The organism is Micromonospora sp. B006, from assembly GCF_003408515.1.
GTDB lineage: Bacteria > Actinomycetota > Actinomycetes > Mycobacteriales > Micromonosporaceae > Micromonospora > Micromonospora echinospora_A.
This window is the reverse complement of the sequence record NZ_CP030865.1, coordinates 5,775,890-5,794,190: the sequence shown is the minus strand read 5'-3', so window position 1 is coordinate 5,794,190 and position 18,301 is coordinate 5,775,890. Positions and strand designations below refer to the sequence as shown.

Sequence of the window (18,301 nt, the reverse complement as noted above, 5' to 3'; positions counted from 1 at the left end):
CGTGTCCCCGGCTCACCTGCGCACCGCGCGGGCCACGACGAGCGCATCCGTCCCCCGGTTCCTCGGGTACGTGCTGGCCGCGCCGGTCCTCGTCACCGCGGCCGAACTCGCGGCGGCGTACCCGAGGGCCGCCCGGCTGCCGTCGCCGGACGTGACCGGCCTGCTCGGCCTCGGCCACGTCCTGACCGCGACGGCGCTGCCGGCGGCGGAACTGATCTCCGTCGAGGTCGGCCCGGACGGAACCGTGTCGCTCACGTTGCCGCCGGGCCGGATCGGGCACGGCGGCGACGGCTCGGCCGCCGAGCTGATCGCCGAGGAGCTGTCCCTGCCGCGCCGCCGCGTGCGCGTCCCACCGGCCGACGCGCGCCCACGACCGGCGGCCGGTGGGGGGCGCGCCGGACCGGGGCCGGCCGTGGCCATCCGTACCCCCGTGCGGGTCGCCGCGGCCGTGGCCCGCCGCCGGCTGCTGGAGGCCGCGTCGGCGACGCTCGGCGCGCCCGTCGCCGGCCTGCGGCTCGCTGCCGGTGCCGTCACCGACGGCGCCGGCCGCCGCCTCGACATCGGCGCCCTCGCCGTCACGGCGGCCACCACCAGGACGATCGCCGTGGCCGTCGACGTCGCGTCACGATGATCGGCAGCCGATTCAACGGTCCCCTGCCGGGTAGCAGTCCCATGGACGGCACCGGAGAGGGGACATACGGGCATGAAGGCATTGACCTGGCACGGCAAGCGGGACGTTCGCGTCGAGGACGTCCCGGACCCCCGGATCGAGGAGCCGACCGACGCGATCGTCCGGATCACCTCGACCGCCATCTGCGGTTCCGACCTGCACCTGTACGAGGTGCTCGGGCCGTACCTGAAGCCCGGCGACGTCCTCGGGCACGAGCCGATGGGCATCGTCGAGGAGGTCGGATCCGGCGTGACCCGGCTCAGGAAGGGCGACCGGGTGGTCGTCCCGTTCAACATCTCCTGCGGCTCGTGCTGGATGTGCGAGCGGCAGCTCTACGCCCAGTGCGAGACCACGCAGGTCAAGAGCCAGGGCAAGGGCGCGTCCCTGTTCGGCTACACCTCGCTGTACGGCTCGATCCCCGGCGGCCAGGCCGAGTACCTGCGCGTGCCGCAGGCCCAGTTCGGCCCGATCACGATCCCGGACAGCGGCCCGGACGAGCGCTGGCTCTACCTCTCCGACATCCTGCCCACCGCCTGGCAGGCCGTGAAGTACGCGGACACCCCGCCCGGCGGCACGCTCGCCGTGTTCGGGCTCGGCCCGGTCGGGCAGTTCAGCGCCCGGATCGGCCGCCACCTGGGCGCCGGCCGCGTGATCGGGCTGGACCTGGTGCCGGAGCGGCTGGAGATGGCCCGGCGCCACGGCATCGAGGTGCTCGACGTCAGCCAGCTCGACGACGTACCGGGCACGCTCATCGACCTGGTCGACGGGCGCGGCCCGGACGCGGTGATCGACGCCGTCGGCATGGAGGCGCACGGCGCGCCGCTGGGCAAGATGGCCCAGACCGCCGCCGGGCTGCTGCCGGACAAGCTGGCCCAGGCCATGACCGACAAGGCCGGCGTGGACCGGCTCGTGGTGCTGCACGCCGCGCTCAAGGCCGTCCGGCGCGGCGGCACCGTGTCCATCGCCGGCGTGTACGGCGGCGAGCAGGACCCGATGCCGCTGATGGAGATGTTCGACAGGGGCATTCAGCTGCGCATGGGCCAGTGCCACGTGCGGCGCTGGGTCGACGACATCATCCCGCTGCTGGAGCGCGACGACGACCCGCTGGGCGTCGAGGACCTTCGCACCCACCGGCTGCCGCTGACCGACGCGCCGCGGGCGTACGAGATGTTCCAGAAGAAGGAGGACGGCTGCGTCAAGGTCGTGCTCGCGCCGTGACCCGGACGGTGGTCGTCACCGGCGCGACCAGCGGGATCGGCCGGGCGACCGCCAGGGAACTGGCGCGCCGCGGGGACCGGCTGGTCCTCGCGGCTCGCTCCCCCACCACGCTCGCCGAGGTGCGCGAGGAGTGCCGGGCCGCGGGCGCGGCGGCGATCACCGTACCGATGGACGTGACCGAGCCCGGCGCGGTGGCCGCGCTCGCCGACGCGGCGCAGGCCGAGTACGGCGGCGTCGACGCCTGGGTGCACACCGCCGCGGTGATGTCCTACGGCCGCTTCGACGAGACCCCGGCCGAGGTGTTCGAGCAGGTGGTCCGCACCGACCTGCTGGCCGCCGCGGCCGTGGCCCGGGAGGCGCTGCTCCGGTTCCGGGCCGCCGGCGGTGGCACGCTCGTGCTCACCGGCTCGGTGCTCGGGCACATCACCGCGCCCTACATGAGCGGCTACGTGGCGGCGAAGTGGGGCCTGCAAGGGCTGGCCCGCACGCTCCAGCAGGAGGCGCGGGAGACACCGGGCATCGCGATCTGCCTGGTCAACCCGGGCAGCGTCGACACACCCGTCTACCGGCAGGCGGCCAACTACCTGGGCCGGATCGGCCGGCCGCCACCACCGGTCGCCGCACCCGAACGGGTGGCCCGGGCCATCGCCGGATGCCTCGACCGGCCCCGCCGCGAGGTCTCGGTGGGACGGCTCAACGTGATCATGCGCGTCGGCTTCACCGCCCTGCCCGGGGTGTACGACGTGCTGGTCGGGCCGCTGATGCGCCTGGCCGGACTGACCCGGCAGCCGGTCGCCGCCCACCGGGGCATCGTGTTCACGCCGAACCCGGCCGGCGAGGCGGTCCGGGGCGGATGGGTGCCCGACGTGTCACAACTGGTACGCGCGGCCGGCGGGCGCGCGGCCGGCGTGGCGTCGGCGGTGCGGCGCCGGCTGCCCTGACCGCCGCCGTGCCGGTCGGAGCGGCGGAGCGCGCCAGGGGTGGTTACCGTGTACGGCGGGACACGGCGGAGGGACGAGCATGCGGCAGGCAACGGGGCAGGGGCCGGACCGGACGCGCGGCGGGCGGGTGTGGAAGCTCGCCGGGCTGGCCGCCGTGGCCGGGCTGGCCTGGGCGGCACGGGACGTACCGGCCCAGCTCGGCGGCCGGCTCACCGGCGCCCGGGCGGAACGGGCGGCCCGGTCACCGCGCTTCCGCGACGGCACGTTCCACAACCCGGCCGGCGCCAGCGCCACCATGGTCGCCGACCCGGGCCGCAACCTGCTCCGGGAACTGGTCTTCGGCAAGCAGAAGCGGCGGCCGGGCAGCCCGGTGCCGCTGCTGCGCCCCGGCGCCGCGCCCGCCGCCGACCCGGCCCGCGAACTGAACGTGATCTGGTACGGCCACGCCTCCACGCTCGTCGAGATCGAGGGGCAGCGGGTGCTGCTCGACCCGGTGTGGAGCGACAGGTGCTCCCCGTCCGGGCTGGTCGGCCCGCGGCGCATCCACGAGCCGCCGGTCCGCCTGACCGACCTGCCTCCGCTGGACGCGGTGCTGATCTCGCACGACCACTACGACCACCTCGACATGGACACCGTCCGCACGCTGGCCGATCTCCAGTCCGCGCCGTTCGTGGTGCCGCTCGGCGTCGGCGCCCACCTGGCCCGCTGGGGCGTGCCCGAGCACCGCATCGTCGAGCTGGACTGGTCGGAGAGCCACCGGGTCGGCGGGCTGACGCTCACCGCCACCGCCGCGCAGCACTTCTCCGGGCGCGGGCTGCGCCGCGACGGCACGCTCTGGAGCTCCTGGACGATCACCGGCACGCACCGGAAGGTCTTCTACACCGGCGACTCCGGCTACTTCGACGGGTACGCCGCGATCGGCGCCGAGCACGGGCCGTTCGACGTGACGCTGATGCAGATCGGCGCGTACGACAGGGCGTGGCCGCACATCCACATGTTCCCGGAGGAGGCGGTCGCCGCCCACCTCGACGTACGCGGCGGACTGCTGGTGCCGGTGCACTGGGGCACGTTCAACCTGGCCCTGCACGACTGGTCCGAGCCGGTGAACCGGCTCTGGGCCGAGGCGAAGGCGCGCGACGTCCGGCTCGCCGTGCCGCGTCCCGGCGAGCGGGTGGTGGTCGACGAGCCGCCGGCGGTCGACGGCTGGTGGCAGTCGGTCGCCTGAGCCACGCCGAAAAAATCGGACAAGGCATTCTTCTGCGCATATTTGCGTACTCTGTTCGCTGACGAGTCAGCGGCCGGAGGACAGCATGCAGGTTCGCCTCTCCCCAGGCGTGGAAGACCCCCGCACACCCACCCCGCCGACGGGCGTCGCCGCCGCCGCCAAACGGGGCGTCGACGTCGCCGTCTCGGCGACGGCCCTGCTGGTGACGGCGCCGATCCTGGCCGTGGTCGCGGTCGCGGTGCTGCTCGGCATGGGCCGACCGGTCCTCTTCCGCCAACGACGGATCGGCCGGTACGGCCGAGAGTTCACCATTCTGAAGTTCCGGTCCATGGCGGGCGGCGGCGAGGGCTTCTCCCCCGGCGACGACCAGGCACGGCTGACGCCCCTGGGGCGGTGGCTGCGGGCCACCAGCCTGGACGAGCTGCCCAGCCTCTGGAACATCCTGCGCGGCGACATGAGCCTGGTCGGCCCGCGCCCGTTCCCGACCAGCTACCGCGACCTCTACACGCCGGAGCAGTTCCGCCGGCACGACGTCCGGCCCGGCCTCACCGGGCTCGCGCAGGTCAACGGCCGCAACGAACTGGGCTGGGCGGAGCGTTTCGCCTACGACCTGCGCTACGTGGAGCACTGGAGCCTGCGGCTGGACGCCCGCATCCTGGCCCGGACCGCGGTCGCGGTGCTGCGGCGACAGGGCATCAGCGCGCCCGGCGCCGCCACCGCGCACGAGTTCCGTGGCACCGCCGCGGAAGAGGCGGTGGCGGCGACCGCGGGAAGCGGTTCCCGGTGACCCTCGACCTCGTCGTCGTCGGGTGCGGCGGCCACGGCCGGGAGATCGCCCAGATCGTGGCGGCGGTCAACGAGTCCTCCGCGCGGCCGCCGTGGCGGCTGGCCGGTTTCGTCGACGACAACCCCTCCGAGCGGAACCGCAAGCGCGCCGAGTCGTGCGGCGCGCCCTACCTGGGGACCGTGGCGGCGCTCGGGCAACTACCGCCGCAGACCCACGTCGTCCTCGGCCTGGGCGACCCGCGCGTCCGGCAGAAGGTGGGCGCGCGGGTCGACACGTACGGCAGGCCGGTGGCGAGCCTCGTCCACCCGGACGCCACCGTCGGCCCGGACCTGGTGTCGGCCGAGGGCCTCGTGGTGTTCGCCGGTGGCCGGATCACCACGAACGTCACCGCCGGACGGCACCTGCACGTCAACCAGAACGCCACGCTCGCGCACGACTGCGTGGTCGGCGACCACGTCTCCCTGCATCCGCTCGCGGCGGTGTCGGGCGACTGCCGCCTCGGCAGCGCCGCGCTGATCGGAGCGGGCGCGGTGGTGCTCCCCGGCCTGCGGGTCGGCGCCGGCGCGACGGTCGGCGCCGGGGCGTGCGTGGTGCGCGACGTGCCGCCGGAGAGCGTGGTCAAGGGAGTGCCGGCCCGCTGAGCGGTCCTCAGAGCACGAAGGCGTCCGTCCAGAGCGCGCCCGAGCGGCCCGACAGCGCGTCCAGCATGGCCACCGCCTGGCCGTCGGTGAGCTGCGCGACGAAGTCGATGATCGCCCGGCCCCGGGCCCGGCCGATCCGGTCCGGGGTACGCGGGTGCAGCTCCGCCTCGGCCAGCTCGACCAGGTCGTGCAGCCGGCGCGGCAGCCGGGACTCCTCGTCCGGGTCCAGCAGCCACTCCCAGAGCGCCTCCACCAGCGTGCCCAGCAGCCGGGCCTGGCCGCGCTGGTGCAGCGCCAGGTCCGGGCGGGCCAGCACGAACCGGTGGTGGACGAACTTGAGCACCTGCACCTCGTGCCACTGCGCCTTGGTCAGCAGCACGTAGCCGGAGCGGACGTGCGGCTCCGGCGTCACCGTGATGGCGTCCACGAAGCGGGTGGTCCAGCGGGCGGAGAACCGGGCGACGTACTGCTCCGCCTCGATCGAGCCGTCGAACGGCAGCGCCAGCAGACCCTCCACCAGTTCCTCGCGGACGTGCTCGACGGCCGCGGCGAACGCCTCGTCGTCGGCGATCCAGCCGTCCTTGCGGTGCAGTTGCCGGCGCAACCGCTCGATCGCGGCTCCCGGCCGCCGGCCCGCCCCCTCCAGCGCCGGCGCGGTGATCGACCGCAGGTGCCCGTACTCGCGCTGCCAGGCCATCAGCTCGGCCGCCACCGCGCCCTGCTGGAGCACCCCGACGCGGTAGAAGTCCTCCACGTCATGGATCGCGTACGCGATGTCGTCGGCGGTGTCCATCACCGACGCCTCGGGGGTCTGCTGCCAGTCCGGGATCCGCCCGGCGAACGGCTCCCGCGCCTGGCGCAGGTCGTCCAGCTCGGTGCGGTACGCGCCGAACTTCACCGACCCGCTCTCCGGGTCCTCCGGCGGCGCCGCCGCGCCCCGGGGCGCCGGCTCGAGGTGCCGCGGGTGCGGGTCGGGGTGGTCCAGCCGGGTCCACGGGTACTTCAGCATCGCGGCCCGGACCGCGGCGGTCAGGTCCAGCCCGGTGGTCGCCGCGCCGCGGATCTCGGTGCTGGTGACGATCCGGTACGACTGGGCGTTGCCCTCGAAGCCGTCGGCCAGCCCGAGCCGCTGCCGGGCCAGCCGGTCCAGCACCCGCTCCCCCAGGTGCCCGAACGGCGGGTGGCCGAGGTCGTGCGCGAGCGCGGCCGCCTCCACCACCTCCGGGTCGCAGCCGCCGAGCTTGTCCAGCAGGTCCCGGTACGCCGGATCGGCCGTCAGCCGCTCCGCGATCGCCCGGGCCACCTGGGCGACCTTCAGGCTGTGGGTGAGCCGGTTGTGCACCAGCAGCCCCGATCCGCCGGGACTGATCACCTGGGTGACACCGTTCAGCCGGGCGAAGAACGGCGAGCCGACGATCCGGTCCCGGTCGGCCCGGAACGGGCCGGCGGCCAGGTCGCCGAGCGCCCGGGCGCTGCCCCCGAAGAGCCGCCGGGCCCGCGGGTCCGCAGGTGCCTCCATGATCGCCACGCTAGCGCAGCGACGCGTCGGGCGCGCCACGACCTGTGCCTAGGGCAGCAAGGGCGCGTCCCCCAGCACCAGACCGGGAGCCGCCGGCAGCCAGTAACCCAGATAGGTGCCGGCGGTGACCTGGTAACTCAGGCGGCCGTTCACCCAGGCGCTGGCGCCGAGTGGCGCGCCAGAGGTGCGCGGGAAGGTGACGGTCTTGGACCCGACGACCTGCCACCTGCTGTCGTAGGCGTAGCCGGTGTAGGTGCCGGGCTCGACGGTCAGCAGCCGGGTGGGCGCGTACGTGTGCTCGACGAACTTCCCGGCGAGCCACCGGTTCTGGGCGTCCTCCGCGACGAACATGCCGGCGAACACTCCGTTGGCCATGCGGTAGTACACGCCCCGGCCGGTCACCCGGACGCGCTGGTCGGCGGTGGCGGTGGAGAACCGGATCAGATTGATCGACTTCTGCGCGACGATCCGGCCGGCGGCGTCGAACTGGTAGGCGACGTGGGATCCGGGGCCGAACCACACTATGCCGTCGACCGGCGGGTACGGATAGTCGGCGCGCAGCACGTCGGCGTACGCGGCGAACACGCCGGCATGGGTCAGCCGGTGCAGCGCGAGCATCTGCTGGGTGTGCACCTGGTGGTAGCTCGGGTAGGAACGGGCGCAGCCCACCGAGTACCGGCTGGCCCACTGCGGGACGCGCAGCGTGACCGGCACGTACCGCCGCACCGTCGTGGCCGTCCCGTCCATCAGGCTCACCGCCCGGCTGTCCCGGGTGATCCGCCAGTAGTCGTACACGCCGTAGAACGCGTAGATCATGCCGTTGAGGACCCGTTCCCCGCGCACCCCCGGGCTGTCCGGGTACTCCTCCAGCCACAGGTAGCCGTCCGTGTCGGTCCAGCTCACCCAGGGCACGCCGAGCTGCGGTCCGAGCGTGAGGCTGAGGAACGTGCGGTCCGCCGCCGTACGCCAGGTGGCGTCGCCGGTCACCTCGTACAGCCGGACGAACAGGCTGAGCAGTTCCCCCTGCGCCATGGCGCTGTACCAGGGCGCCTGGAGCACCAGCCCGGTGCACCGGGGCAGGTCGAAGGGGTACGAGTACCACCACGCCCCGCGGGACTCCACCTTGCGGTCCAGGTTCCGCCGGGCCTGCGCGATCGCCCGGTCCAGGAAGAAGCGGTCACCGGTGACCTGGTAGGCGTTGAGGTTGTCCAGTCCCCAGTCGGCCTGGACCACCGGGTGGTCGTAGAGGACGCCCTGCCAGTTGAAGAGCCGTACCCCGGAGGCGTCGTGCGCCAGCGGGTCGGTCCGCGGGACTGTCATCTGCCGCGAGGTCGGTGAGACCGAGCCGGGCAGCGGGCGCGGCAGGTAGCCGTCCCGGGCGTACGCGGTGAGCGTCGCGCTCCGCTCGGGGAGGGCGGCCGCCGCACCGGTCACCGGCGTCCCCGCCAGGCCGAGGGCGAGCACCGCGGCCACCGGCACGCGCCAGGACAGGCGGATCCTCATGGGACCTCCAAGGTCGGGAGTGTGCCCCCCATCCCAGCAACCGCTTGTCGCTTTTGCCAGCCTCGTTTCATCATGCGTGGAATAGACGCACATAACATGAGTATTCGTGACTGTCGCGGATCCCCCGCCGGGCGAGGGCGGGCGCGGACGCCGTCGTCGCACCGGGACGGCAGAATGCACGGGAACCCACCCGAGAAGGCGGATCAGATCGTGACCCAGTCAGTGCACCAGCGGATCGCCGAGGAACTCGGCGTCGCCGAACGTCAGGTGCGGGCAGCAGTCGAGCTGCTCGACGGCGGCGCCACAGTGCCGTTCATCGCCCGCTACCGCAAGGAGGCCACCGGCCTGCTCGACGACGCGCAGCTGCGCACGCTGGAGGAGCGCCTGCGCTACCTGCGCGAGCTGGACGAGCGGCGCGCGGCGGTGCTGGAGTCGATCCGCAGCCAGGGCAAGCTCGACGAGGCGCTGGAGGCGCAGATCCTCGCCGCCGACTCGAAGTCGCGCCTGGAGGACATCTACCTGCCCTACAAGCCGAAGCGGCGCACCCGCGCGCAGATCGCCCGCGAGGCCGGGCTGGAGCCGCTCGCGGACACGCTGCTGTCCGACCCGACGCAGGACCCGAAGGCCGTCGCCGCCGGGTTCGCCGACCCGGACAAGGGCGTCGCGGACGCCGCGGCCGCGCTGGACGGGGCGCGGGCCATCCTGATCGAGCGTTTCGCCGAGGACGCCGACCTGATCGGCACGCTGCGCGAGCAGATGTGGTCGCGGGGCCGTCTGGTCTCCCGGGTACGCGAGGGTCAGGAGGCCGCCGGGGCGAAGTTCGCCGACTACTTCGACTTCGCCGAGCCGTACCCGAAGCTGCCCTCGCACCGCATCCTCGCCATGTTCCGGGGCGAGAAGGAGGGCGTGCTGGAGCTGACCATGGACCCGGAGGCCGACGGGGACGCCGACGCGACCACCGGCCCCAGCCGCTACGAGGCCGCCGTGGCGGGACGCTTCGGCGTCAGCGACCAGGGACGGCCCGCCGACAAGTGGCTGGCCGACACAGTGCGCTGGGCCTGGCGTACCCGGATCCTCATCCACCTCGGCGCGGACCTGCGGATGCGGCTCTGGCAGGTGGCCGAGGAGGAGGCCGTGCGGGTCTTCGCCACCAACCTGCGCGACCTGCTGCTGGCCGCGCCGGCCGGCGCGCGTCCCACCATGGGCCTGGACCCGGGCCTGCGCACCGGCGTGAAGGTCGCAGTCGTCGACGCCACCGGCAAGGTGGTCGCCACCGACACGATCTACCCGCACGAGCCGCGCCGGCAGTGGGACGCCTCAGTGCACACGCTCGCCACGCTCGCCGCCGCGCACGGCGTCGAACTGGTCGCGATCGGCAACGGCACCGCCAGCCGGGAGACCGACAAGCTCGCCGCCGACCTGATCAAGCGGCACCCGGAGCTGAAGCTGACCAAGGTGGTGGTCTCCGAGGCCGGCGCGTCGGTCTACTCCGCCTCCGCGTACGCCTCGCAGGAGCTGCCCGGCCTGGACGTCTCGCTGCGCGGCGCGGTGTCGATCGCCCGCCGCCTCCAGGACCCGCTGGCCGAGCTGGTGAAGATCGACCCGCGGTCGATCGGCGTCGGGCAGTACCAGCACGACCTGTCCGAGGTGAAGCTGTCCCGCTCGCTCGACGCGGTGGTCGAGGACTGCGTCAACGCGGTCGGCGTGGACGTCAACACCGCCTCCGCGCCGCTGCTCACCCGGGTCTCCGGCATCGGCGCCGGGCTGGCCGAGAACATCGTGCTGCACCGCGACGCCAACGGGCCGTTCCGCACCCGGGCAGAGTTGAAGAAGGTGTCGCGGCTCGGCCCGAAGGCGTTCGAGCAGTGCGCGGGCTTCCTGCGCATCCCCGGCGGCGACGACCCGCTGGACTCCTCCAGCGTGCACCCCGAGGCGTACCCGGTGGTGCGCCGCATCCTCTCCTCCACCGGGCAGGACCTGCGCGCGCTGATCGGCAAGTCCGCCATTCTGCGCGGCCTGCGCGCCACCGACTTCGTCGACGACACGTTCGGCCTGCCCACCGTCACCGACATCCTGGCCGAGCTGGAGAAGCCGGGCCGCGACCCGCGCCCGGAGTTCCGCACCGCCACGTTCGTCGAGGGCGTGGAGAAGATCAGCGACCTGACACCGGGCATGGTGCTGGAGGGCGTGGTCACGAACGTTGCCGCGTTCGGCGCGTTCGTCGACGTGGGCGTGCACCAGGACGGTCTGGTGCACGTCTCGGCCATGTCGCACACCTTCGTCAAGGACCCCCGTGATGTGGTGAAGTCCGGCGACGTGGTGAAGGTCCGGGTGCTCGACGTGGACGTGCCGCGCAAGCGGATCTCGCTGACGCTGCGCCTGGAGGACGAGGCGCCGGCCGGCGGCGGGCGCCCGGCGGGCGGCGAGAGCCGGGGCGGCCGGGGCGGCGCCGGTCCCCGGCCGGGCGGCCAGGGCCTGGGCGGACAGGGCGGCGGCCAGGGCGGAACTGGCCAGCGCGGCGGCTCGGGCGGCGGGCAGAGCGGAGGCGGTCAACGCGGCGGCTCGGGCGGCGGCGGGCAACGCGGTGGCGGACAGGGCGGCGCGTCGCGCGGTGGCGGACAGGGCGGCGCGTCACGCGGTGGCCCGCAGCAGCGGCCGGGGCGCGGTGGCGGCGGTCCGGCCCCGGTCAACGACGCCATGGCGGAGGCGCTGCGCCGCGCCGGACTGGCCTGACACGTCCCGTTGCCGGGCTGAGGTCACGAACCGCTCAGCCCGGCAGCGCCCGCCGGTGAACCGCGACGTGCCGGCCCGTGTCGCGGTCACGCGGCCCGGCAGGACGACGGCCGCGGGGACGGGCCGAGCCGGCGGCATCCCCACCTTTGATCAACACAATCTCGCCGACGTGGTGGCATCAGAGGCTCCGCGACACGACCACTTCGGCGAACTGGAGTTGATCACGCCCGGCGGGGCAGCGCGCCGAGAAAGGGACGGATCACGCCTGCCAGAGCCGCGAACACCACTCACCAAAGCGCGTGTTGACCAAGGAGTTTGTGGGCTGTTCGGGGCGTTCGACTGACACAAACCCCTTGATCACCGCAGCCTCGGCGGTGCGCGCCCCGGTCCCGACGGCCTCTGCGCCGGGCGGCACCGGTTCCGCGTACCCTCGCGGTCGTGGGCGGCGAGGACGACGAGCGGTGGCGGGAGCGGCGACGCCACGCGGTGCGGGCGCACGCGGAGGCCGCCGCCCGCGAACGCGAGGCCGAGCAGGCGGAGGCCGCGGAGCTGGTGGCCCGGTTCGCCGCCGAGGCGCTGCGCCGCGGGCTGCGCGCCGACCGGCTGACCGCGACCGGCCACGACGGGCGCGGTCGCTACCGCACGCGGATCACCGGCTGGTACGTGGACCGGGCGCACAGCCGCGCGGTGGACACCGACGGGCGCTTCTACCTGCTCACCGTGCCGCCGGGCCTGCGGGCCCGGCTGCTCGGGGCGGACCCGCGGCCCAGCGCGCCGCCGCTCGTCATCGGCCGGGGCGGCCGTGACGGCGAGTCGGTGCCGCTGGCGACGCTGCTCAGCCGTCGTCTCGACGCGGGCGACGACTGGCGCTGACCGGGGACGGCGGCCGGTCCGCCCGCTGCCGGGGCACCGCGTGCGCGGCCCGCCGGGCGACGTGCCGCCACCAGCACATCTGGACCACGAGCGTGAGCAGCCCGGCGAGCACGATCGCGGCCAGGTTGATCACCAACTGGAGGGCGGAGCCGGCCGCCTCGTGCCACACGCCGTACGCGGACGCCACAGCCACGTTCGCCGCCGCCGGCACTGTGGTCACCGAGATCAGCACACCCACGAGCGACCCGGACTTCTTCGAGGTCAGCGACAGCATGCCGGCCACGCCGGCGAGCAGGCCCACCACCCAGGACAACGCGTCCGGGCGCCAGATGAAGTCGGTCATCGGCCGTTCCGCGAGCAGCATGTCCCGGCTGACCAGGCCGGCCGCGGTGAGCGCCCAGGTGCTCAGCACGGTGGCCGCCATGGCGACGAGGAAGCCGACGGTCAGGGCCTGCACCGAGTGGCCGACCACGCGCGGCTGACGCCGCAGCAGCGCCACGCAGAGCGCGGCGAGCGGGCCGAACTCGGGGCCGACCACCATCGCGCCGACGATCAGGATCGGCTGGTCGAGCAGCACACCGATCCCGGCGATCATGGTGGCCACCACGATCAGGGCGAGGAACGTGCCGGTGAGCACCGTCTGCTCGCCGGTCTTCGCGGCGATCTCGTCCCACACCACGGCGTCCTCGCCGTGGCCGGGGGCCTCCTCGGCGGCCCGGTCGGCCGCCTCGGACAGGGTCAGCTCCACGTCGGCGGCGGCGATCGCGCCGTGCGCCTCGACGCCGAGTTCCTGCAGCCGGCTCAGCACGCCGTCGGCGCTCTCCCGGACCACGTCGCAGGTGACGTAGTCACCCGCGGGCTGGCGGGCGGCGCCGGGCAGCACCACGAGGTGCGTGACGCCTGGTTCGGCGGCCAGCAGCTCCACGACCGCCGACGACTGGTCGCTCGGCGCGATCACCCTCAGGTGCAGCACTCGTGGCTCCCCTGATCGTTGATTTCTGGCAGGGCCGCCGAACTCTACTCGTTCCCTGGCTCAGCGGTTCCCGGCTCGACGGCGTCGCGAGGCACGATCGTGTGCTTTTCGGCACGAACACGGCGTACGCCATCACCCCTCGGCGGGTTGTCCCGTTTTACCGTCCGTGACCCTTCGCTGCCACGACCGTGATCCCGCTGCGGGGACGGAGGCTCGATGACCGCCCGGATCTACCTGTCCCCGCCCGATGTCGGGCCCCTGGAGGAGTCCTACGTGCTCCGCGCGATCCGCTCGGGTTGGGTCGCGCCGCTCGGCCCCGAGGTGGAGGCGTTCGAGCGGGAGGTCGCGGACCGCGTCGGGACGGCTCACGCGCTGGCGCTGAACTCCGGTACGTCCGCGCTGCACCTCGCCCTGCTCACGCTCGGTGCCGGGCCGGGGAGCGTGGTGGTGGCGCCGACGATGACGTTCGCGGCCACCGCCAACGCCGCCGTCTACACCGGCGCCGAGCCCGTTTTCGTCGACTGCGACCCGGCGACCGGCAACATGGACGTGAGCGCGCTCGGCGAGATGCTCGACCGGCTGGGCCGGGCCGGCGAGAAGGTCGCTGCGGTACTCATCGCGGACATGTTCGGCACCTGCGCCGACTACGACGAGCTGCTGCCGGTGTGCGAGGCGGCTGGTGTGCCGGTGGTCGAGGACGCCGCGCAGGCGCTGGGCGCCACCTATCGCGGGCGTCCCGCCGCCTCCTTCGGGCGGCTCAACGCGCTGTCGTTCAACGGCAACAAGATCATCACAACGTCCGGCGGGGGGATGCTGCTCTCCGACGACGAGGTGTTGCTCGCCCGCTGCCGGCACCTGGCCACCCAGGCACGCGAACCCGTGCCGCACTACGAGCACGTCGACGTGGGTTACAACTACCGGCTCAGCAACCTGCTCGCCGCGCTGGGCCGGGCCCAGCTGCACCGGCTGGACGGGATGATGCGCCGCCGCCGGCTGCTGCGCGAGCGCTACGCCAAGCTGTTCTCCGGCGTGCCCGGGGTCCGGCTGCTCGGCGACGGGGACGAGGGCTCCAACTGCTGGCTGACAAGCATCGTGGTCGACCCCGAGCGGACCGGGTGGTCGGCGGCGGAACTCGGGGCGCACCTGGCCGCGCGAGACATCGAGACCCGGCACGTGTGGAAGCCGATGCACCGGCAGCCGGTGTTCGCCGGGTGCCGCGCGGTCGTGACGGGCGCCTCGGACCGCCTGTTCGCCCAGGGTCTCACCCTGCCTAGCGGCTCCGCCCTGGACGACGACCGCCTCGCCCGGGTCGTCGGCGCGGTCGAGCAGTTCCTGGACGCCCGGTGACGGCCGGCGCGGGCATGAGCCCGCTGCGGATCGTCGTCCTGCTGAAGACCGACCAGGGCGGACTCTGGATCATCCCGCAGGTGGAGGAACTCCGCCGCCGTGGGCACGAGGTCGTGGCGGTCCTGCCGCGCGAGACCGGGCGGCTGACCGAGGAGCTACGGCGGCGAGGTGTCGAGGTGCACGACTCGCCGTTCGACTTCCGCTTCCGGCTGCGGCCGTCGACGCTGCGGGACCTGTGGCGGCTCCGCCGCCTCATCAGCCGGCTCCGCCCGGACGTCCTCAAGTACCACCTGTACGCCTCAGCGCTCGCCGCCCGCTTCGCGAGCCTGCGCCTGCCGCTGCGCCGGGTGCACATGGTGGCCGGGCCGCTGTACCTGGAGTCTCCGCTGATCAAGCTGGTCGAGCGGGCGTTGTGGCGGCTCGACGACGTCACCATCTGCGGCACCGGCCACACCTCCGGCCTCTACGGCGCGCTCGGATGTCCCGCGCCCCGGCGCCCGGTCGTCACCTACGGCGCCCGGACCGCGCACTTCGCCGACCTGGAGGGCTCGGCCGGCCGGCGGGAGGTACGGGCCAAGGCGCGCGCCGAACTCGGCATCGAGGAGGACGCGTTCGTCGTCATCATGGTCGCCTACGTCTATCCACCCCGGAAGCTGGTCCACCAGGGCCGTGGCATCAAGGGACACGACGTGCTGCTGGCGGCGTGGCGCGAGTTCCGCGCCGACCACCCGAACGCCCGGCTGCTCCTGGTGGGCGCCGGCTTCTCGGCGGCCGGAGAGGAGCACCGGCGCGAGTTGATCCAGCGCTTCGGGATCGACCGGGACCCGAGCGTCACATGGTTGGCCTCGGTGTCGGACGTGCGCGACTGCTACCGCGCCGCCGACGTGAGCGTCAGCCCTTCCCTGTCCGAGGGACACGGTGCCGCTTGCGAGGCGGGCGCCACCGGGGTGCCCAGCATCGTCAGCGACGCTGGCGGTCTGCCCGAGACAGTCGACGAGACGACCGGCTGGGTGGTGCCGCGCAACGACGTGGCGGCGCTGGTCGCCGGGCTGGAGCAGGCGCACCAGGAGTTCACCGACGGCCGGCTTCGGCTGCGGGGTGAGCGGGCCCAGCGGTTCGCGCTGCGGCACTTCGACAACACGGTGGCGGCCGCCGACGTCGCCGACGTGGTGGAGGCCGCCTGCCGGACCGGCGGGAGAGCCTGATGCGGGTCGTGGTGACGTCGGAGTCGCGCTTCAGCCGCACTCCGGACGGCGCAGTGTGGGTCGAGGCCGGCCCGGACAACGCGATCTGGCGGCGGTACCTGGCCGCTTTCGACAACGTCCGCGTCGCCGCCCGGGTCCGGGACGTCGCACAGCCGCCGGCGGCCGCGTCCCGGGTCGACGGGGACGGCGTCGAGGTCTGGGCGTTGCCGTACTACGTCGGGCCACGGGGTTACCTGCTCGGGCGGCGGGCGATCGCCGCGGCGGTGACCGCCGCGGTGGAGCCTGAGGATGCGGTGGTGCTCCGGGTGCCCTCGCCGATCGGCTCGCTGCTGGCGCGGGCACGGAACCGGGCCCGTCTCCCGTACGCGCTCGAAGTGATCGGCGATCCGTACGACGTGCTCGCCCCGGGGGTCGTCCGGCATCCGCTGCGGCCGCTGCTGCGCACGCTGTCCACCAGGACGCTGCGCCGGCAGTGCCGCGAGGCCGCCGCGGTGGCGTACGAGACGGAACGGCGCCTACAGCTCCGGTATCCCACGTTGCCGACCACGCCCACGGCCGGCATCTCCAGCGTCGACCTGCCGCCGGCGGCGTTCGTGCCGCGGGCCCGGCCGCTCCGGCAGCTCCCGGACGAGGCGACACTGGTTTCGGTCGGCTCGCTCGAACAGCTCTACAAAGGGGTCGACACGCTCATCTCCGCGTTGGCGCTGATGCCCGCCGACGGCCCCCGGGCCCGGCTCGTGCATGTCGGCGTGGGCGCATACCGTCCCCAGCTGGAGCAGTTGGCCGACCGGTCGGGAGTGGCCGACCGGGTGCGCTTCACCGGTCCGCTGCCCGACGCCGACGCGGTCCGCCGCCAACTGGACGCGGCCGACCTGTTCGTGATGCCGTCCCGCACCGAGGGCCTGCCCCGGGCGCTCATCGAGGCGATGGCCAGGGCGCTCCCGGCTGTCGGTTCGACCGCCGGTGGCATTCCGGAACTGCTCGAACCGGAGTGTCTGGTCCCACCGGACGACCCGGCCGCTCTCGCCACCACGGTCACCGCGATGCTTGCCGACCCGGACCGGCTCGCGGCAGCCTCGGCCCGCAACCTGCGCCGGGCCCATGACTTCTCCGCCGAGACGCTGGACGCCCGCCGGGCGTCGTTCTACCGGACCGTCGCCGAGACCGCCGCCGGCCGGGTGGGCCGGAGAGCACCGGCCCCGCTTCCGTCCCGACGCTGACGTCCGGCGCCCCGCACCTGATGGTGCGGGGCGCCGGAGGAACCGGTCAGCGGACGAGACGACGAGCAGGCCCGCCCGCGTCTGCGGCTTCCCGGAGGATGTCGAGGTAGCGGCCGAGCTGATCCTCACGGAACAGTCCGTCCATCGCGGCGGCCGGCACGGCCGGCACCCGCCCGGTCCGCTCCTTCACGGTCAGCCATTCCCGCAACTGGGACGCGATCGCGACCGGGTCGTTCGCCACGACGCCCGCGCCCCGTTCGCGCAGCAGGCGTGCGGCCACGCCGTTCTCGTAACCGAGCAGCAGGACGGGGCGGCGGGCCTGGAGATAGTCGAAGATCTTGCCGGTCATCGTGCCGGCGTCCCGCGGATCGTTCCACATGAGCAGGACCAGCGCGTCCGCGTCGGCCTGGATACGCCACGACTTCTCCGGCGAGACCGGGCCGAGCAGCGTGACGGAGTCGGCCACGCCGGCCCGCTCCGCGGCGGCGCGGGTGATGCCGTGGTCCGCCCCCGCGAAGATCACGTGCACCCGTGCGGCGTCCGCGCCGAGCAGGGCGATCGCGTCGACGAGCGGGCCCGGGTCACGCCTGCCCGGATAGATGTAACCGGTGTGCGCGAGCGTCAGAGTGGCCGCCGACGCATCGACGCCGACGGGAGTCGCGGCGGACTCCGCCGGCACCGGCCGGCGGTCGATGCCGTTCATCACCACATGCGTCCGCACTCCGAACGTGCGGTGGATCGTGTCGGCCAGCGGCTCCGAGACCGTCACGCACGCCGCGACCGTCCGCAGCACTCGCCGCTCAAGCCTCTTGTCGACAGCTCGACGTAGCGCCGTCCGGACCCAGTGGTCGTTGCCGACCGACCACAGATCCCGGTAGTCAGCGACCCAGGGCGCCCGGAACCGCCGGGCGAGCGTCGCGGCCACCAAGAACCCGGAGAAGGGCGGGCCGGATGCCAGGATGACGTCCGGGCACCAGCCGGCGGCGGCCCGGTCGAAGTCGCGCACCGGCGGCCGGATCCAGTTGAGCTGCGGGTCCGGCAGCAACAGCTCCATGCCGACCTTCACCAGGAGGCGGTCGGCGCCGGTGCGGATCCGCCGGAGCCGGGATCGCGACGCGGCCCCGCCACCGCCGCCGGTCGCCGTACCGCCTCCGCTGCGGCCGGGCCGCGGCAGCCGCGGTGACGGCGCGACCCGGATCAGTTGTTCCTCGGGCACCGGGACGGGAACCGTACCCTGGTTCGCCCCGACCGCGGTCAGTACCCGGACGTCCCACCCCTGCCGTGCCGCGAACGCCGCGAGGGCCGCGGGACGGCGGGCGCCGACGGTCTCCGCCGGTGGGAAGTGATACGAGACGATCAGCAGGCGCGGTGCCGGCTCCGGACGTGGGTCGTTCATCATGCAGGGATAAACGATTTCTTCCCAGACAAGAAATGACGAAAGGCGTC

15 protein-coding genes are annotated in these 18,301 nt (G+C 73.9%); 11 read left to right on the top strand and 4 right to left on the bottom strand.

Annotation, left to right across the window (positions count from 1 at the left end; all coding sequences use genetic code 11):
* Position 1 precedes the first annotated feature (1 nt).
* The 6 genes from MicB006_RS25980 to MicB006_RS25955 all read left to right on the top strand — a co-directional run bounded on the left by MicB006_RS25980 (position 2) and on the right by MicB006_RS25955 (position 5,482).
* The gene (locus tag MicB006_RS25980; protein ID WP_225980509.1) at positions 2-631 is read left to right on the top strand and encodes a molybdopterin cofactor-binding domain-containing protein; all 630 of its coding nucleotides are present in this window, start codon (positions 2-4) and stop codon (positions 629-631) included.
* A gap of 72 nt (positions 632-703) precedes the next feature.
* Positions 704-1,888, top strand: a complete 1,185-nt coding sequence (locus MicB006_RS25975) for a zinc-dependent alcohol dehydrogenase (RefSeq protein ID WP_116509645.1) — start codon at positions 704-706, stop codon at positions 1,886-1,888.
* On the top strand, positions 1,885-2,829 hold the full coding sequence (locus MicB006_RS25970) for an SDR family NAD(P)-dependent oxidoreductase (RefSeq protein WP_116509644.1): 945 nt from the start codon (positions 1,885-1,887) through the stop codon (positions 2,827-2,829). The genes MicB006_RS25975 and MicB006_RS25970 overlap by 4 nt, the downstream gene beginning before the upstream one ends.
* A 79-nt stretch (positions 2,830-2,908) precedes the next feature.
* A complete protein-coding gene (locus tag MicB006_RS25965; RefSeq protein ID WP_116509642.1) occupies positions 2,909-4,054 on the top strand; it encodes an MBL fold metallo-hydrolase in 1,146 nt (381 codons plus the stop codon).
* A gap of 85 nt (positions 4,055-4,139) precedes the next feature.
* Positions 4,140-4,841, top strand: coding sequence for a sugar transferase (locus MicB006_RS25960; RefSeq protein ID WP_225980508.1), 702 nt, complete (start codon positions 4,140-4,142; stop codon positions 4,839-4,841).
* Positions 4,838-5,482 (top strand): NeuD/PglB/VioB family sugar acetyltransferase, encoded by a 645-nt coding sequence (locus MicB006_RS25955; RefSeq protein WP_116509639.1) that lies wholly within the window; start codon positions 4,838-4,840, stop codon positions 5,480-5,482. The genes MicB006_RS25960 and MicB006_RS25955 overlap by 4 nt, the downstream gene beginning before the upstream one ends.
* Positions 5,483-5,489: 7 nt before the next feature.
* Here the strand turns inward: MicB006_RS25955 and MicB006_RS25950 are convergent, their stop codons facing one another.
* Together MicB006_RS25950 and MicB006_RS25945 are read right to left on the bottom strand one after the other, a co-directional pair.
* Entirely contained in the window at positions 5,490-7,001 is a 1,512-nt protein-coding gene (locus tag MicB006_RS25950) for a deoxyguanosinetriphosphate triphosphohydrolase family protein (protein ID WP_116511827.1), read from the bottom strand.
* A 48-nt stretch (positions 7,002-7,049) separates the two neighbouring features.
* A complete protein-coding gene (locus MicB006_RS25945) occupies positions 7,050-8,504 on the bottom strand; it encodes a D-glucuronyl C5-epimerase family protein (protein ID WP_161565959.1) in 1,455 nt (484 codons plus the stop codon).
* A 210-nt stretch (positions 8,505-8,714) separates the two neighbouring features.
* Between MicB006_RS25945 and MicB006_RS25940 the strand changes: the two genes are divergently transcribed.
* Complete coding sequence (locus tag MicB006_RS25940) at positions 8,715-11,237, top strand: Tex family protein (protein WP_116511825.1); 2,523 nt, start codon at positions 8,715-8,717, stop codon at positions 11,235-11,237.
* A gap of 438 nt (positions 11,238-11,675) precedes the next feature.
* Complete coding sequence (locus MicB006_RS25935; protein ID WP_116509636.1) at positions 11,676-12,110, top strand: hypothetical protein; 435 nt, start codon at positions 11,676-11,678, stop codon at positions 12,108-12,110.
* Here MicB006_RS25935 and MicB006_RS25930 read toward each other — a convergent pair.
* Positions 12,073-13,083 carry a DUF389 domain-containing protein gene (locus MicB006_RS25930; RefSeq protein WP_116509634.1) on the bottom strand — a complete coding sequence of 337 codons (1,011 nt, stop codon included), beginning with the start codon at positions 13,081-13,083 and terminating at the stop codon, positions 12,073-12,075. The genes MicB006_RS25935 and MicB006_RS25930 overlap by 38 nt on opposite strands.
* 216 nt (positions 13,084-13,299) lie before the next feature.
* Here MicB006_RS25930 and MicB006_RS25925 point away from each other — a divergent pair, with 216 nt between their 5' ends.
* From MicB006_RS25925 to MicB006_RS25915, 3 genes are read left to right on the top strand one after another with little or no spacing between them, the layout of a single operon-like run.
* The gene (locus tag MicB006_RS25925; protein WP_116509632.1) at positions 13,300-14,430 is read left to right on the top strand and encodes a DegT/DnrJ/EryC1/StrS aminotransferase family protein; all 1,131 of its coding nucleotides are present in this window, start codon (positions 13,300-13,302) and stop codon (positions 14,428-14,430) included.
* Complete coding sequence (locus MicB006_RS25920; protein WP_116509630.1) at positions 14,427-15,635, top strand: glycosyltransferase family 4 protein; 1,209 nt, start codon at positions 14,427-14,429, stop codon at positions 15,633-15,635. The genes MicB006_RS25925 and MicB006_RS25920 overlap by 4 nt, the downstream gene beginning before the upstream one ends.
* A complete protein-coding gene (locus MicB006_RS25915) occupies positions 15,635-16,855 on the top strand; it encodes a glycosyltransferase family 4 protein (RefSeq protein WP_116509628.1) in 1,221 nt (406 codons plus the stop codon). Before MicB006_RS25920 ends, MicB006_RS25915 begins: the two co-directional genes overlap by 1 nt.
* A gap of 46 nt (positions 16,856-16,901) precedes the next feature.
* On the opposite strand, the gene MicB006_RS25910 is transcribed toward MicB006_RS25915, so the two are convergent.
* A complete protein-coding gene (locus MicB006_RS25910) occupies positions 16,902-18,251 on the bottom strand; it encodes a glycosyltransferase (protein WP_161565958.1) in 1,350 nt (449 codons plus the stop codon).
* Positions 18,252-18,301: the final 50 nt, after the last annotated feature.